Annotated in this window: 18 protein-coding genes; 14 read left to right on the plus strand and 4 right to left on the minus strand. The window is 62.0% G+C overall.

Annotated elements, in window-relative coordinates:
• Positions 1-447: 447 nt before the first annotated feature.
• From DU490_RS16325 to DU490_RS16335, 3 genes are read right to left on the minus strand one after another with little or no spacing between them, the layout of a single operon-like run.
• Positions 448-1,257, minus strand: coding sequence for a MetQ/NlpA family ABC transporter substrate-binding protein (locus DU490_RS16325; protein WP_114575289.1), 810 nt, complete (start codon positions 1,255-1,257; stop codon positions 448-450).
• 47 nt (positions 1,258-1,304) lie between these two features.
• Positions 1,305-1,958 carry a methionine ABC transporter permease gene (locus DU490_RS16330; RefSeq protein WP_114575290.1) on the minus strand — a complete coding sequence of 218 codons (654 nt, stop codon included), beginning with the start codon at positions 1,956-1,958 and terminating at the stop codon, positions 1,305-1,307.
• Complete coding sequence (locus DU490_RS16335; RefSeq protein WP_114575291.1) at positions 1,939-3,012, minus strand: methionine ABC transporter ATP-binding protein; 1,074 nt, start codon at positions 3,010-3,012, stop codon at positions 1,939-1,941. The genes DU490_RS16330 and DU490_RS16335 overlap by 20 nt, the downstream gene beginning before the upstream one ends.
• Positions 3,013-3,437: 425 nt before the next feature.
• On the opposite strand from DU490_RS16335, the gene DU490_RS16340 reads away from it, so the two are divergent.
• The 7 genes from DU490_RS16340 (at position 3,438) to DU490_RS16370 (ending at position 9,414) form a co-directional block, all read left to right on the plus strand.
• Entirely contained in the window at positions 3,438-4,067 is a 630-nt protein-coding gene (locus DU490_RS16340; RefSeq protein WP_114575292.1) for a riboflavin synthase subunit alpha, read from the plus strand.
• Between the two features lie 203 nt (positions 4,068-4,270).
• Positions 4,271-5,575, plus strand: coding sequence for an NCS2 family permease (locus DU490_RS16345; RefSeq protein ID WP_114575293.1), 1,305 nt, complete (start codon positions 4,271-4,273; stop codon positions 5,573-5,575).
• Between the two features lie 24 nt (positions 5,576-5,599).
• A complete protein-coding gene (locus DU490_RS16350; protein WP_114575294.1) occupies positions 5,600-6,145 on the plus strand; it encodes an adenine phosphoribosyltransferase in 546 nt (181 codons plus the stop codon).
• Positions 6,146-6,152: 7 nt separating this feature from the next.
• Positions 6,153-6,629 carry a xanthine phosphoribosyltransferase gene (gpt, locus tag DU490_RS16355; RefSeq protein ID WP_181870075.1) on the plus strand — a complete coding sequence of 159 codons (477 nt, stop codon included), beginning with the start codon at positions 6,153-6,155 and terminating at the stop codon, positions 6,627-6,629.
• A 3-nt stretch (positions 6,630-6,632) separates the two neighbouring features.
• Positions 6,633-7,328 (plus strand): uracil-DNA glycosylase, encoded by a 696-nt coding sequence (gene ung, locus DU490_RS16360; RefSeq protein WP_114575296.1) that lies wholly within the window; start codon positions 6,633-6,635, stop codon positions 7,326-7,328.
• A gap of 63 nt (positions 7,329-7,391) precedes the next feature.
• Positions 7,392-8,021, plus strand: coding sequence for a uracil phosphoribosyltransferase (gene upp / locus DU490_RS16365; RefSeq protein ID WP_114575297.1), 630 nt, complete (start codon positions 7,392-7,394; stop codon positions 8,019-8,021).
• Positions 8,022-8,169: 148 nt separating this feature from the next.
• Entirely contained in the window at positions 8,170-9,414 is a 1,245-nt protein-coding gene (locus DU490_RS16370; protein ID WP_114575298.1) for a uracil-xanthine permease family protein, read from the plus strand.
• Positions 9,415-9,461: 47 nt separating this feature from the next.
• On the opposite strand, the gene DU490_RS16375 is transcribed toward DU490_RS16370, so the two are convergent.
• A complete protein-coding gene (locus tag DU490_RS16375; protein WP_114575299.1) occupies positions 9,462-10,043 on the minus strand; it encodes a cupin domain-containing protein in 582 nt (193 codons plus the stop codon).
• A 181-nt stretch (positions 10,044-10,224) separates the two neighbouring features.
• On the opposite strand from DU490_RS16375, the gene mobA reads away from it, so the two are divergent.
• From mobA to DU490_RS16410, 7 genes are all read left to right on the plus strand, one after another.
• A complete protein-coding gene (gene mobA, locus DU490_RS16380; protein WP_114575300.1) occupies positions 10,225-10,830 on the plus strand; it encodes a molybdenum cofactor guanylyltransferase MobA in 606 nt (201 codons plus the stop codon).
• On the plus strand, positions 10,827-11,408 hold the full coding sequence (gene mobB / locus DU490_RS16385; protein ID WP_114575301.1) for a molybdopterin-guanine dinucleotide biosynthesis protein B: 582 nt from the start codon (positions 10,827-10,829) through the stop codon (positions 11,406-11,408). The genes mobA and mobB overlap by 4 nt, the downstream gene beginning before the upstream one ends.
• Positions 11,408-12,679, plus strand: a complete 1,272-nt coding sequence (glp, locus tag DU490_RS16390; RefSeq protein WP_114575302.1) for a gephyrin-like molybdotransferase Glp — start codon at positions 11,408-11,410, stop codon at positions 12,677-12,679. The genes mobB and glp overlap by 1 nt, the downstream gene beginning before the upstream one ends.
• The gene (gene moaC / locus DU490_RS16395; protein WP_114575303.1) at positions 12,676-13,503 is read left to right on the plus strand and encodes a cyclic pyranopterin monophosphate synthase MoaC; all 828 of its coding nucleotides are present in this window, start codon (positions 12,676-12,678) and stop codon (positions 13,501-13,503) included. Before glp ends, moaC begins: the two co-directional genes overlap by 4 nt.
• 1 nt (position 13,504) lies before the next feature.
• Entirely contained in the window at positions 13,505-13,987 is a 483-nt protein-coding gene (gene moaE / locus DU490_RS16400) for a molybdopterin synthase catalytic subunit MoaE (RefSeq protein WP_114575304.1), read from the plus strand.
• The gene (moaA, locus tag DU490_RS16405; protein WP_114575305.1) at positions 13,971-14,969 is read left to right on the plus strand and encodes a GTP 3',8-cyclase MoaA; all 999 of its coding nucleotides are present in this window, start codon (positions 13,971-13,973) and stop codon (positions 14,967-14,969) included. Before moaE ends, moaA begins: the two co-directional genes overlap by 17 nt.
• Before the next feature lie 150 nt (positions 14,970-15,119).
• Positions 15,120-15,410, plus strand: coding sequence for an H-NS family nucleoid-associated regulatory protein (locus DU490_RS16410; RefSeq protein ID WP_114575306.1), 291 nt, complete (start codon positions 15,120-15,122; stop codon positions 15,408-15,410).
• The last annotated feature ends 477 nt before the right edge of the window (positions 15,411-15,887 follow it).

Genomic DNA, 15,887 nt, shown 5'->3' on the forward strand with positions numbered 1-15,887 from the left:
AACAGCGGTGTGGTTTGCCTTAATGGAAAAAACAGCTGTTGGAGCGCTGGTCCCCATCGCGACTGGCGCCGCCAGGCGCCTCGGCGGAGGCCACGGCGTAGGCGATGGTCGCCGGCACCGGCAACCCCGCCGGGAGTCCTTCGGCCTCCAGTCGTGATCTGAAGATACTCCAACAGCGGTGTGGTTTGCCTTAATGGAAAAAACAGCTGTTGGAGCGCTCGGTTCGGCGCTCCGTGTTCCCATCGCGACTGGCGCCGTCAGGCGCCTCGGCGGAGGCCACGGCGTAGGCGATGGTCGCCGGCACCGGTAACGCCGCCGGGAGTTCTTCGGCCTCCAGTCGTGATCTGAAGATGTTCCTGGATACCATGCCTGGAATTGACGGAGCCGGCGCAAGGCCGGCTCCGTGGATACTGGTCAGTTGAATATCCGATAGGAGGAGTGTTTCCGTTACTGCCAGCCGGGCACGGCACCACCGTCGAACAGCTCCAGCGCCTTGGCGGCGACTTCGTCGCTCTGGTAGGCCGATACCAGCTGCTGTATCTCTTCGCGCTCCTCGTCACCGCTGCGCACGGCGATCAGGTTGACGTAGGGCGACTCGGGCCCTTCCCTGAGCAGGGCGTCATCCAGGTGCAGGCCGGCGGGCTGGGCGAAGGTGTTGTTGATGAAGGCCAGGTCCACGTCGGGCAGTACCCGCGGCAACTGGGCGGCCTCGATCTCGCGGAAACGGAAGTCGTTCGGGTTGTCGACCACGTTGACCGGCGTCGCCTCCAGGTTTGCCGGATCGTCAAGCTCGATCAGGCCGGCGTTGTGCATCAAGATCATCGCACGACCGCCGTTGGTGGGGTCGTTGGGCAGGGCGATGATGGCCCGCTCCGGCAGGTCTGCGATATCGGTGTGCTTCTCCGAATAGGCGCCGATGGGGTAGACGAAGGTGTAGCCGGCAACCGTCAGGTCATAGCCACGATCGTCCACCATGCCCTGCAGGTAGGGCTCGTGCTGGAAGGCGTTGGCGTCGAGGCTGCCGTCGGCCAGGGCCGCGTTGGGCGACACGTAGTCGGTGAACTCGATGATCTCCACCTCGAGGTCGTAGCGCTCGCGGGCGATCTGGACGGCCACTTCCATCACCTCGGATTCGGGGCCGGACATGGTGCCGACCTTGATCGAGCGTGTCTCGGCGTCGTCTCCGCCGCAGCCGGCGAGCAGGGTGGCGCCGGCCAGTGTCGCGGCGCCGAGCAGGCGGGTCAGGGTGACTTGCATGGTACCTCTCCTTTTAAGGGACTGTCCTTACTTGTAGGGGACTTCTCTTACTTGCGATCACTCTTGCGTACCAGGTAGTCGCCCAGGCTCTGGAAGCCCTGGACCATCACCACCAGGATCGCCACGGTGATCAGCATGACGGTGGGGTTGAAGCGGTTGTAGCCGTATCGAATGCCCAGGTCGCCCAGGCCGCCGCCGCCCACGGCGCCGGCCATGGCCGAGTAGCTCACCAGGGTCACGACGGTGATCGTCAGGCCGGTGATGATACCGCCACGGGCCTCGGGCAGCAGCACCTTGGTGATGATTTGCCCCGGCGTGGCGCCCATGGACTGGGCGGCCTCGACCAGGCCCGGCGGTATCTCGTTGAGTGCGCCTTCCACCAACCTGGCCACGAAGGGTATGGCGGCGATGGTCAGCGGCACGATGGCGGCATTGGTGCCGATGGAGGTGCCGACCACCATGCGGGTGAAGGGGATGATGGCCACCATCAGGATGATGAAAGGGATGGAGCGGCCGATGTTGGTTACCATGCCCAGCGCCTGGTTCAGGGCAGGGCGGGCGAGTATCTGACGCGGCCGCGTGACGTACAGCATCACCCCAAGCGGTACGCCGAGAAGCGCCGCGAGGATGCCGGAGACACCCACCATATAGAGTGTATCCAGGGTGGCCTTGATGATGAGGTCAATCATCGCGCTGGACATGGCCAAGCACCTCCACGTGAAGATCATGGGATTCGAGATAGTCGATGGCCTGGCGCGTCTTTTCGGCCGGCCCCAGCAGCTCGGCGATCATCAGGCCCAGGGTGCGCTCCTGGATCGATTCCACCTTGGCCTGGAGAATGCTGACATCGACCTCGCAATCCCGTGCCAGTCGAGAGATCAGCGGGGTGGAGACGGCATCGCCGGAGAACGCCAGGCGCACCACCGGGTGGGTATGCTCGCCGGGCTCGGCTTGCAGGCGTTCGACCAGCCCCTTGGGTGGTTCCAGCTGCAGGAAATCGTTGAGGAACTCGCGGCCCAGCTGCGTGCCCGGGGCGGTGAAGAAGTCGCCGACATCGGCTTCCTCCACCAGCTCGCCGCCGGAAATCAGGCTGACCCGATGGCAGATAGATTTCACTACCTCCATCTCGTGGGTGATCAGCAGGATGGTCAGGCCAAGTTTCTGATTGATATCGCGCAGCAGCTCCAGGATCGAGCCCGTGGTCTGGGGGTCGAGGGCGGAGGTCGCTTCGTCACACAGCAATATCCGCGGCTCGCTGGCCAGTGCCCTGGCGATGGCGACACGCTGCTTCTGGCCGCCGGAGAGCTGGGCGGGATACTGGCTGATCTTGTCCGTCAGCCCGGTGAGTTCGAGCAGGGGCATCACGCGCTCGCGGATGGCGGTGCGCTTCATGCCCATCAGTTCCAGGGGCAGGGCGACGTTGTCGAATACGTTGCGCGTGGTCAGCAGGTTGAAATGCTGAAAGATCATGCCAATACGGTGGCGAGCCTGGTTCAGGGCCGAGGAGGAGAGGCGGGTCATCTCCTGGCCGTCCACGGTCACGCTGCCGCTGGTGGGGCGCTCGAGCAGGTTGACGCAGCGGATCAGGGTCGACTTGCCGGCCCCGGAAAGGCCGATCACACCGTGAATGCTGCCCTGGGGCACATGGAGATCGGCGTTCTTCAGGGCTTCGACGACCTTGACGTGGCCTCGAGCGCCGTCCTTGTGGCTGCCCTTGATATGGTAGGTCTTGGAGACGTTGCGTAAAGTGATCATCTGGCTTCCACTGAGCAGGCCGTTTCATTGCGGGGCGAGCAGTGGGTGTCAAAAAAAGGCCACCCTGACGGGTGGCCATCAACGCTGGACACACCCTTTTAGCTGCACTTCACGCCGAAGAGCGCTCGTAAGCACTTTCGGCATGGGCGCCCGCAATCCGGGTACAAATCGGCGCCTTTAAATGTGACGGCCAATGCTACGACCAAAGATGTAAGCTGTCAATCGAGGCGGTGTTTCTTGTGCGGTGACCTGCAATGCGGCAGTAAAATATGCTGAAAGGTGGCGAATTGGTCTGCCTTTTTGTGGTGGCAGTCCCGGTGCAGGGCCATGGTTCGATGGACGTGGGACCCGCGACTTTCTACACTGCCAGCCCTGTCTCAATCCCTATCTCAACCTCCCGCTCGGGAGCTGCACGAGGAAACTCCATGTTCACAGGTATCGTTCAGGGAACGGCGGAAATCGTGGCGATCGAGGAGGCCGAGGCCTTCCGCACCCATGTCGTGGTTCTCTCCGATGAGCTGCGCCAGGGGCTGGAGTCCGGTGCCTCCGTCGCACACAACGGTGTCTGCCTGACCGTTACGGCCATCGAGGGCGAGCAGGTCCGGTTCGACCTGATGCGCGAGACACTGAAGGTGACCAACCTGGGGTTTCTCGTGGTGGGGGACCGGGTCAATATCGAGCGGGCGGCCCGCTTCGGTGACGAGATCGGCGGGCATGCCATGTCGGGTCATGTCATGGCCATGGCCGAGTTGGTGGAGTTGGATGAGGCACCCAACAATCGCCGGCTATGGTTCGAGGTTCCCCGCGTGCTGGGGCGCTTCCTGTTCGCCAAGGGCTATATCGGCGTCGATGGTATCAGCCTGACCATCGGTGATGTCCGGGCGGCGAAACCGAAACATGGGCCGCGATTCTGCGTGGACCTGATACCCGAGACGCTGGCACGCACCATTCTGGTGGATCGGGTGCCTGGCGACCGGGTCAATATCGAGGTCGACCCCCAGACCCAGGCCATCGTGGAAACCGTGGAGCGTGTACTGGCCGCTCGTGAGGCCTGACGGCGTGCTCGCTTGACCGTTTCGTCAAGTTTCCGTTGGTGGGTCGGCTGGCGCTTGGTCTGGCGTTTGCTTAAAACGAAGAGCAAACCGTGCTGCATTGTGGATGCCAGGATCGCCTCGCATCGCGGGTCGGCTTTGGGTACCATGTGCGGCTTTTCTCGCCCCGCTGGACGATAACCAAAAAATGCGCAGGACTGCCTCCAATGCTGAAAAAACTGATCGATAACCACTTCAAGCTGACAGAGCACAACACCAGCGTGAAGACCGAGGTCATTGCCGGGATCACCACCTTCCTGACCATGGCCTATATCATATTCGTCAACCCCAGCATCCTCTCAGAAGCCGGCATGGACTATGGCGCCGTCTTCGTGGCGACCTGCCTGGCGGCGGCCGTCGGCTGTCTGATCATGGGGCTCTGGGCCAACTACCCCATCGCCCAGGCACCCGGTATGGGCCTCAACGCCTTCTTCACCTATGGTGTGGTGCTGGGCATGGGCCACACCTGGGAAGCGGCGTTGGGCGCTGTGTTCTTCTCGGGCTTCTGCTTCTTCCTGCTCAGCATTTTCAAGATCCGCGAGTGGATCATCAACGCCATACCGCTTTCGCTGCGCCTGGGTATCGCTGCCGGTATCGGCCTGTTCCTGGCGATGATCGCACTGAAGAACGCTGGTATCGTGGTTTCCAACCCGGCGACCTACGTTGCCCTGGGTGATCTATCCGAGCCAGCAGCCATCTATGCGTTGCTGGGTTTCTTCGTCATCACGGCAATGGCCTACCTGAAGGTCACCGGTGCGGTGATGATCGGTATCCTCGGCATCACCGTGCTTGCCATCGTGCTGGGCCACAACGAGTACGCCGGGATGATGTCCATGCCGCCCTCCATTGCGCCGACCTTCATGGCCATGGACCTGATGGGTGCCCTGGATATCGCCATGCTCAGCGTGATCTTCGCCTTCCTGTTCGTCGACCTGTTCGATACGTCGGGTACCCTGGTGGGTGTGGCGCATCGTGGTGGCCTGCTCGACAAGGACGGCAAGCTGCCGCGCTTGAATCGCGCCATGATGGCCGACAGTGGCGCATCCATGGCCGGTGCCGCACTGGGCACCTCGACCACCACCAGCTACATTGAATCCACGGCAGGCATCGCTTCCGGCGGGCGCACTGGGCTTACCGCTGTAGTTGTGGCGGTGCTGTTTCTGATCAGCCTGTTTTTCGCACCGCTTGCGGGGTCAATCCCGGCCTACGCCACGGCCGGGGCGCTGCTCTATGTGGCCGTATTGATGGCCGGCAGTCTAGCTCACGCCAACTGGGAAGACCCCACCGATGCGGCGCCGGTGCTGATCGCAGCCCTGGCCATGCCGCTGACGTTCTCGATAGCCGAAGGGATTGCGCTGGGCTTCATCAGCTATGCGGCCATCAAAACGCTGTCAGGACGCTTCCGCGACCTCAATCCGGCGGTGATCGTGCTGGCGATCCTGTTCGTACTGAAATTCCTGTTTCTTGACTGATCATCCTTCTCACCGAGAGCTGCAATGAGTATCTACGGCGACTACATCAAGTCCGTGATCCGAACCGTCCCCGACTGGCCTCACCCGGGGATCAACTTCCGCGACATCACCCCGCTGCTGCAGAACAGCTCGGCCTTTCGCAAGCTGATCGACAGCTTCGTGCATCGCTACCAAGACATGGAGCTCGATGCGATCGCCGCCATTGACGCTCGGGGCTTCATCATCGGTGCGCCGGTGGCCTACGAGCTCGGCTGCAGCTTCGTGCCGGTGCGTAAGAAGGGTAAGCTGCCCTTCAGGACCATCAGCGAGACTTATACGCTGGAATACGGCAAGAGCGAGGTGGAGCTTCACTCCGACGCATTCCGCCACGGTGACCGGATCCTGCTCATGGACGACCTGATCGCCACCGGCGGCACCATGCTGGCCGCCGCCAAGCTGATCACTCGTTCCGGCGGTCAGGTGGTCGAGACTGCCACCATCATCGACCTGCCCGAGATCGGCGGGTCGAGCAGAATCCGCGAGGCCGGCTATGGCGTCTTCGCGGTCTGCTCCTTCAATGAAGACGAGTGAGGCAGTCATGAGCAACCGCTACCACCAGCACTTCACCGTCTCATGGGACCAGTTGCATCGCGACGTCCGTGAGCTCAGCCATCGACTGGTCGAGCGTGACTTCAAGGGCATCGTCGCCATCACCCGCGGCGGGCTCATCCCGGCGGCGCTGATCGCCCGCGAACTCAATGTCAGGCTGATCGATACCGTCTGTATCAGCAGCTACGACCACATGAACCAGGGTGGCCTAGAGGTGCTGAAGGGGGTCGACCATGACGGCGATGGCTGGCTGTTGGTCGACGACCTGGTCGATACCGGCAAGACGGCTCGCAAGGTGCGCGAGTTGCTGCCCAAGGCGCATTTCGTCACCGTCTACGCCAAGCCGGAAGGGCGTCCGCTGGTGGATCAGTATCTCACCGAAGTGGCTCAGGACTGCTGGATCCAGTTTCCCTGGGACATGGGCATCGCCTATGTGGAGCCCTTGGTTGATCAGGTCAAACGCTGAGCGATGAACTGCCCGTTGCCCGACAGCTGGTGCCGGTGGCTCGGTGATGAGTTCCAGGCCTCCTACATGCAGTCGCTGCGTGCTTTCCTGGCCGCGGAAAAGACCGCCAGGAAGGTCGTCTACCCACACTCCTCGAACTGGTTCCGCGCTTTCGAGCTGACTCCGCTGGATCGTGTCAAGGTGGTGATCCTGGGGCAGGATCCCTATCACGGCCCCGACCAGGCCCATGGACTCTGCTTCTCGGTTCGGCCCGACGTGGCGGTGCCGCCCTCGTTGAAGAACATTTACAAGGAACTGGCCGACGATGTCGATTTCCGCCCGGTTGCCCATGGTATGCTCGAGTCGTGGGCCAGGCAGGGTGTGCTCTTGCTCAACACCTCGCTGACGGTGGAGCAGGGCAGTGCCGGCTCCCACCGTGGCAAGGGCTGGGAAATCTTCACCGACCGTACTATCGCTACGGTCAGCGCCCATGCCGAACCGTGCGTCTTTCTGCTGTGGGGGAGTCACGCCCGCCAGAAGAAGGCGCTGGTCGACACCACGCGTCACCTGGTCTTGGAATCCCCCCATCCTTCGCCACTTTCGGCCCACCGCGGATTCTTCGGGAATCACCATTTTTCGCAGGCCAATACCTTCCTCGAGCACCACGGACGGCAGTCGATAGACTGGCAGTTGCCCGAGTCACCCGAATCCGCGCCTTAACGTCAACGGCGGATGGCGGTAGAATGCCTCCGCTCGCCCACCCGTCGCCTGAGAGGTCTGCCCATGAGCGTTCATGCCATCAACCACCCACTGGTCCAGCATAAGCTGGGACTGATGCGCGAAGCGGGCATCAGCACCAAGAGCTTTCGTGAACTGGCTGGGGAACTGGCCAAGCTGCTCACCTACGAGGCAACCCAGGATCTGGAGCTGCAGGAGCAAGAAATAGACGGCTGGAGCGGCAAGCCGATTCCGGTGAAGCTGCTCAAGGGCAAGAAGGTCACCATCGTGCCGATCCTGCGCGCGGGCCTGGGCATGCTGGATGGCGTGACCGACCTGATTCCCAGCGCCCGTATCAGCGTGGTCGGTCTCTACCGCGATGAGGAGACCCTCGAGCCGGTACCCTACTTCGCCAAGTTCGCCGGCGACCTCGACGAACGCATGGCGCTGGTCATCGACCCGATGCTGGCCACCGGCGGCACCATGGTAGCGACCCTCGACATGCTGCGGGATCGTGGCTGCAAGCACATGAAGGTGATCGTGCTGGTGGCGGCGCCCGAGGGCATCAAGCGCGTCCAGGACGCCTATCCGGACATCGAGATCTACACCGCGGGCGTCGACGATCATCTCGACGAGAACGGCTATATCGTCCCTGGTCTTGGTGATGCAGGGGATAAGATCTTCGGCACTCGCTAGACACTACCCGAAAACTGGCTGCGCTCGCCGAGGTTGCTTGGCAAAGAGACCCTGGATAAAAGCCGCCCCTGAGATCGTTATCCAGGGGCGTTTTTCTGGCAGGATGCCTTCGACCTACTGCAACGACATACAAAGAAGGAAGTGTCCCATGAATGAACAAGCGGCGGCCGCACAGACGCCGGTCGATTCCCTGCCCAAGACCCTGCTGACCGGAGCCCAGATGCTCTTCGTGGCCTTCGGTGCTCTGGTGCTGGTGCCACTATTGACCGGGCTCGACCCCAGCGTGGCGCTGTTCACCGCCGGTGTCGGAACGCTGATCTTCCATGGCGTGACCCGGGTCACGGTGCCGGTGTTCCTGGCGTCCTCGTTTGCCTTCATCGCACCGATCCAGGGCTCGGTGGCCAGCTTTGGCGTCTCGGCCACCCTGGGTGGGCTGATGGCGGCCGGCCTGGTCTATGTGGTGATCTCCCAGGCGGTAAGGCTGAAGGGCACCGGGTGGTTGCATCGACTGCTGCCGCCGGTCGTGGTGGGGCCTGTGATCATGGTGATCGGCCTGGCGCTGGCCCCGGTCGCGGTTAGCATGGCCACCGGCGAGACCAGTGACAATATCGGTTATGCCGCGGCGATCTTTCTCTCCATGGCTAGCCTGCTGATCACCCTGGTGTTGGCGGTGTTCGGTCGCGGCCTGCTGCGGCTGATTCCCATCATGGGCGGTATCGTCAGTGGCTACGCCCTGGCGCTAGTGATGGGGGTGGTGGATTTCTCGCCGGTGCGTGATGCCGCCTGGCTGGCGATTCCCAGCTTCACGGCACCCAGCTTTCACTGGGCGGCAATCCTTTTCATGATTCCCGTGGCTATCGCGCCGGCCGTCGAGCATATCGGCGACATGGTGGCCATCGGCTCGGTAACGAAGAAAAATTACCTGGAAAAACCTGGGCTGCATCGCACTCTGCTGGGTGATGGCTTGGCCACCTCCACGGCGGCGCTCTTCGGCGGTCCACCCAACACCACCTATTCAGAGGTGACCGGGGCGGTGACGCTGACCCGTGCCTTTGACCCGAGAATAATGGTGGCCGCTGCCTGTATTGCCATTGTCCTGGCCTTCGTCGCCAAGCTGGGAGCCTTGCTACAGACCATTCCCGGCCCGGTCATGGGCGGCATCATGACCCTGCTGTTCGGTTCCATCGCCGTGGTGGGCATGAACACGCTGGTACGCGCCGGCCACTCGCTGACCGCCCCTCGCAACCTGGTGGTGGTATCACTGATCCTGGTCTTCGGCATCGGCGGCATGCAGTTCGGCGGCGGCCAGTTCACCCTTCAAGGCGTCAGTCTTGCCGCCCTGGTCGGCATCGTGCTGAACTGGGTACTGCCGGGTGCCGATGAAGACGAGTGAGGCCAGCCAGCGCCACACATGGCCCCGATCGAGACCGCGACCATGAATCAGGCGTGATGAATCTCCCTGCCGCCTTCAGCGAAACCAGGTGGGGAGTTGGCACTGACGATGACACACTCCACAGTGCCGATATTACGGAAGCGGTGGGGTAGTCGGGAGTCGAAGTAGTAGCCATCACCGGCGGCTAGCACCCGGGCTTCTCCAGCTACGGTGATCTCGATTTCACCCGAGATCACCACGCCGCCTTCTTCGCCTTCGTGCTCCAGCATGTCCATGCCGGTATCGGCCCCCGGGGGATAGCGCTCGTGGATGATCGATATGCTGCGGTCGGGACGTCGAGCCGCCACGAGCCGCCACGAGAGATTGCCGTCGCCGATCTCGGTGAGTTCGTCGGCGGCGTAGAAGGTGCGCGGCGGGGCGGGTTCGTCACCGGCGAAGAAGGCGCTGATCGATACCGGCAGGGCATCGAGGATTTTCTTGAGCGAGCTTACCGAAGGGCTGACGCTGTTCTGTTCGATAAGCGAGATGGTGCTGTTGGTGACGCCGGCCCGCTTGGCTAATTCTCGCTGGGAGAGCTTGCGCGCCTTGCGCAGTTCGCGTAGCCGAGTTCCTACATTCAATCCTTCCATCGTCAGCTTCCGTCGGGTCCGTTCGATTTGTTTGACACATCATACCTGTTGACGATGCTTTGCATAAACATCGGGCGTGATCCGCAACATGGTGAGTACCGATGGCGGCGGCCCGCCGTGGCACCGTGGCGCTGGCTAGGGCATCATGGGAAGCATTCAGGAAAGTGCAGCAGGAGCCATGATGAACCCTAGGCATGATGTGACGGGCCTGATCCTGGCCGGTGGGCAGGGTCGGCGCATGGGTGGGCGGGACAAGGGATTGGAACCCTTCGCCGGTCGACCGCTGGTGGCGCATGTCCGGGAGCGTCTCGAGGGCAGGGTGGCCAGCGTATGGATCAACGCCAATCGACATCACGAAGATTACCGCAGCTTGGCCGATCGGGTAGTCCACGACATCGAGGGCGACTATCAGGGGCCGTTGATGGGTATCTACAGCGGTTTGAGAGCCGCCGAGACGCCCTGGCTGATCGTCGTGCCCTGCGACACTCCCGCCTTGCCCATGGGTCTCGTGGAGCGTCTGGTGGCAGGCATTGGAGAGGGCGATATCGCTGTGGCACATGACGGGCACCGCCTGCATCCGGTCGTGGCATTGATGCGAGTTTCACTGGCCGATGATCTCGAGACGGCCCTGGCCACTGGCGAGCGCAAGATCGACCGCTGGTACGCTCGTCACGACTGGTATCGCGTCGACTTCAGCGACTGCCCTGAAGGCTTCGCCAACCTGAATACTGAAGACGATAAACGGCGCCTTGAGACGCGCCTGAACGAGGAGACCCGTACAGGATGAGTGCCGTGATCCACGCCCCCCTGCCGCTCGATGAAAGCCTCCCCCTGCTGGGTATTGCGGCCTGGAGCGGTACCGGCAAGACCACGCTGCTGGAGCGACTCCTGCCGGTACTGACTGCCCGTGGCCTGCGTGTCGCCGTGATCAAGCATGCCCATCACGGCTTCGATGTCGACCAGCCGGGCAAAGATAGCCACCGCCTGCGCATGGCGGGGGCATCGCCCATACTGGTGGCTTCTCGGGCTCGCCTGGCGCTGATGATGGAAACACCGCATCAGGAGGAAGCCGATCTGGCGACGCTGATCGAGATGATGCGCCCCCAGCGTCCCGATCTGGTGCTGGTGGAGGGCTTCAAGGCTTGGCCGCTGCCCAAACTGGAGCTGTACCGCGAAGCGGTCGGCAAGCCCCTTCGGGCTGCCGAGGACCTCTGGGTGAGGGCAGTGGCCAGCACCGTGCCGCTGGCATTGCCGAAGGGGGTCGAATCGCTGCCCCTCGATGATCTGGATTCGCTTGTCGACTGGGTGGCGGCCTGGCCGGCGCGCTGGCCGGCTGAGCGTACGCCGCGAGAGGAAATTGCTTGATGAGTCTCTCCTGTTTCGACTTCGGCGAGCGCATGTTGACGGTGGGCGAGGCGAGAACCGCGGCTCTCGAATTGGTGCCGCGCCCGCTGGGCGACGAGTGGCAGTCCCTGAAGAGCCTGCATGGCCGCGTGCTCGCCCAGTCCATCGTTTCACCCATCGACGTGCCCCAGAACACCAACAGCGCCATGGACGGGATTGCCCTGGCCTGGCCGGAAGCTGACGCAGAGCGCCCCGACAGCTGGGTGCTCGCGGGTGAGGTGCTGGCCGGCCATCGTCATGAGGGCTTGCTGGGGCCCGGCGAGTGCCTGCGTATCACCACGGGCGCACCGCTACCTGCATGCGTCGACACGGTCATCATGCACGAACAGGTCAAGCTTCACGCGGGGCGTATCCGGGTCCAGCATCCCGGCTCGGTGCGTAAGGGGCAGAACGTGCGCCTCGCCGGTGAGGATATCGCCCAAGGTGTCGTCGCGCTTGCCACGGGTACCCGGCTGGGGGCTGCTGAACTGGGATTGTTGGCGTCGCTGGGCATGGAGCAGGCTCTCGTTCGGCGTCGGCCGCGCGTGGCGGTATTCTCCACGGGGGATGAGGTGACGGCGCCGGGCGAGTTCCTGCCGGAGGCCGGCATATTCGACGCCAATCGCTTTTCGTTGGCAGGGTTGATCGTGGAGCATGGCGGTGAAGTGTGCGATCTTGGCATCCTGCCCGATGATCGTCATGTCATGATCGCCGCCCTTGCCGATGCCGCGGGCGATGCCGATCTGGTTATTACCAGCGGCGGGGTGTCGGTGGGCGAGGCCGATCAGGTACGAGCGGCACTGGCGGAGGTGGGCGAGCTGGGGTTCTGGAAGATTGCCATCCGTCCCGGGCGGCCGTTGGCCTGTGGGCGGCTTGGGCCGCAGCAGACGCCATTTTTCGGCCTGCCCGGTAACCCGGTGGCGGCCATGGTCACCTTTCTGCAATTCGTTGCGCCGACGCTCAGGCGGCTCCAGGGGTGCCAGGCGCCAGACCCATGGCGACTCACGGCCCTTGCGGAGAGTGATCTGCCGAGCAGAAAGGGGCGCGTCGACTTCCTGCGTGGCATCTTTCACTGCGATGCTGGCGGACAGCTTCGCGTACGCAGCACCGGTCACCAGGGGTCCGGGATACTCTCCTCCATGGTGGCCGCCAACTGTCTGATCGAGATTGCCGCCGATCGCGAGAACCTGGCGCGGGGGGAGGCTGTCACCATACAACCCTTTGCTGATATCTGCCGAGGCATGCCTAGATGACACTGACCCACCTGAATCAACGCGGCGAAGCCCATATGGTAGATGTCGCCGACAAGCCGGAAAGTCGCCGAGAGGCGAGTGCATCCGGCTATATACAGATGAAGCCCGAGACGCTGGCACTGCTCAGCAAAGGAGGGCTGCCCAAGGGGGATGTGCTGGCAACTGCAAGAATCGCCGGCATCCAGGCCGCCAAGCGTACCCACGAGCTGATTCCCCTGTGCCATGCACTGGCGCTATCCAAGGTCACCATCGAGTTTCGTCTCGACGAGACGGCGGCCCGGGTCGAGGTGAACGCCGTATGTCGGCTCAATGGCCGCACCGGTGTCGAAATGGAGGCCTTGACGGCGGTGTCCGTTGCCTGCTTGACGCTCTATGACATGTGCAAGGCGGTAGACAAGGATATGGAGATAGGCGGTATCCATCTCGATATCAAGACCGGGGGCAAGTCGGGAGATTACCATCGTGACATGACCCCCCACCGTGACATGACCGCCGCACCGGCTCCGATCGTGACCGGTGAGGGTGCGGCAGGGCAGGTCTCCGTAGGCACGCGCTGCGATATCGAAAACCCCTGTCTGCGGATCAAGTTCCTCGCCGAGTTGCGTGAACAACTCGGTGTCAGCGAACTATCCCTGCCGCTGGATAGCCTCGCAAGCGCTGACGTGGGTGGCTTGAAAGCGACACTGGTCGAACGCGACAAGCGATTCGCGCGCCTCTCTGAGGGCCGCGTGCTATGCGCGGTCAACCAGGTGATGGCTGTGGACAGCACACCCATCACCAATGAAGACGAAATCGCCTTCTTCCCACCGGTCACGGGGGGCTGATATGGTTCAGGCAGCCAAGATCCAAATACGCGAGGAGCCCTTCAATGCGGATGTCGAGCAGCAGCTATTGCTGGCAGGACGCTCCGACATCGGCGCGGTGGTGAGCTTCATCGGGCTGGTTCGTGACTTCAACGAGCGGCCCGATATCATGGCACTGACACTTGAGCACTATCCAGGCATGACAGAGTCGGCGCTTGGCGGGATTGTCAGTGAAGCCGAGACGCGCTGGCCGCTTCAGGGGGTTCGTGTCATCCATCGCGTTGGTCGCATGACCCCAGGAGATCCTATCGTACTGGTAGTCGTGGCCAGTGCGCATCGTCGCGAGGCCTTCGAGGCCTGTGATTTCATCATGGATTATCTCAAGACCCGCGCCCCCTTCTGGAAAAAAGAACATAGTGTCTCGGGCGACTACTGGGTTGCAGACCGCGATTCGGACCATCATGATGCCAGCCGCTGGGAGAGCGATAATGACAGTATCCTCTGAGCTGATCGACGACTTCGGAAGGCGCGTGAGCTATGTCCGCATATCCGTAACCGACCGCTGTGACTTCCGTTGTGTCTATTGCATGAGCGAAGAGATGACGTTTCTGCCCCGTGCCCAGATTCTCACCCTGGAGGAACTTGGTATGGTGGGTCGGGCCTTCGTTGAAATGGGGGTCGAAAAGGTTCGCCTGACAGGCGGCGAACCCTTGGTCAGGCGCGATATCGGCCGTCTCGTTGAGGACATTGGTGGCCTTCCCGGTCTCAAGGATTTCGCGATGACCACCAACGGCGCAAGCCTGGTAAAACAGGCCCAGCAGCTGCGGGATGCGGGTCTCAAACGTCTCAATATCAGCCTTGATACGCTCGATGGCGAGCGTTTTCGTCAATTGACTCGTACTGGCGATCTGGCGCGTGTGCTGGATGGCATCCGCGCCGCAAAGGCAGCTGGTTTCGAGCGCATCAAGCTCAATGCCGTGGTACTGAAAGGGCGCAATGACGATGAAGTTGTCGACCTGGTGGGTTTCGCGCGTACCGAAGGTCTCGACATCAGCTTTATCGAAGAGATGCCGCTTGGCGACGTTTCGGACCATTCTCGGGCCGAAACCTTCTGTTCCAGTGATGAAGTGCAAGAGCTCATCGAGCAGCGCTATCCCCTGATTCCGACCACGGAAACCACCTTGGGCCCGTCGCGCTATTTTCGCATGGGGGACAGTGACTCGCGGGTGGGTTTCATTTCACCGCACAGTCACAACTTCTGTTCCACCTGCAACCGGGTCAGGGTGACCGTCGAGGGGCGCCTGCTGCTCTGCCTGGGCAATGAGCACTCCGTCGACCTGCGTGCCGTGCTGCGTCGTCATCCCGGCGACATCGATGCCTTGAAAGCGGCCATTGTGGAAGCCTTGCCCCTCAAGCCCGAGCGTCACTATTTTACGACCGATGGCGATGTACAGGTGGTGCGCTTCATGAACATGACGGGTGGATAAATACCCGATCATCCTTTCATTTTTATTTCTTATTTAAAGATAAAAGTCGCAACTCTACATCTGCATTTCTTGCCAATTGGTCAACAGGGCATATACTTTTGACGAGTAAGCGATTCAGCTTTCTCGTTGTTTTCTGTATGGAGTAGGCCAATGTCCAGCGAAACCCTGGAGCGCATCGCCCGTAACAAGAACGTGGCTCGTGCCGCAGCTCGCCAGCTGAGCATGGAGCAGCTGAACAAGCTCTCCGATGTCATTGGCGAGGTAATCGAGCAGAAAAAAGAAGAAGACAAGCTCCGTGAAAAAGAGGAGGCGGACAAGGAAAAGAAGCTGGCTGAGATCCGCGAGGCCATGAGCGATGCTGGTCTCTCTGTGGAAGATCTCGTGGGGGAGCCGCCGCGCCGCAAGCGTGGGCGTCCACCGAAGAACGCTGGCAGTTCATGATCGGGCACATGAGCGGATATATGAGCGGATATATGAGTGGAAAGTAGCCGCTGTCCTTTCGTTTCTACGCTTGGGGTGCGGGGGTAGTATTGGTTCGGCCCCCGTGCCTTTTTCATTTCCTGATTACGCATACGACTCAGCAGGCGCCCGGCGGCGGCTGCCGACGTTGGCAATAACCGCGACCATCGGTAACGCCGCCGGGAGTCCTTCGGCCTCCAGTCGTGATCTGAAGATACTCCAACAACGACGTGGCACTGTCGGTGGAGAGGATCGCTGTCGGAGCGCTGGTTCCCATCGCGACTGGCGTCGCCAGGCGCCTCGGCGGCGGCCACGGCGTTGGCGATGGTCGCTGGCACTGGCAACACCGCCGGGAGTCCTTCGGCCTCCAGTCGTGATCTGAAGATACTCCAACAGCGGTGTGGTTTGCCTTAATGGAAAAAACAGCTGTTGGAGCGCTGGTCCCCATCGCGACTGGCG

Source organism: Halomonas sp. DQ26W (assembly GCF_003339685.1).
Classification (GTDB): domain Bacteria; phylum Pseudomonadota; class Gammaproteobacteria; order Pseudomonadales; family Halomonadaceae; genus Halomonas.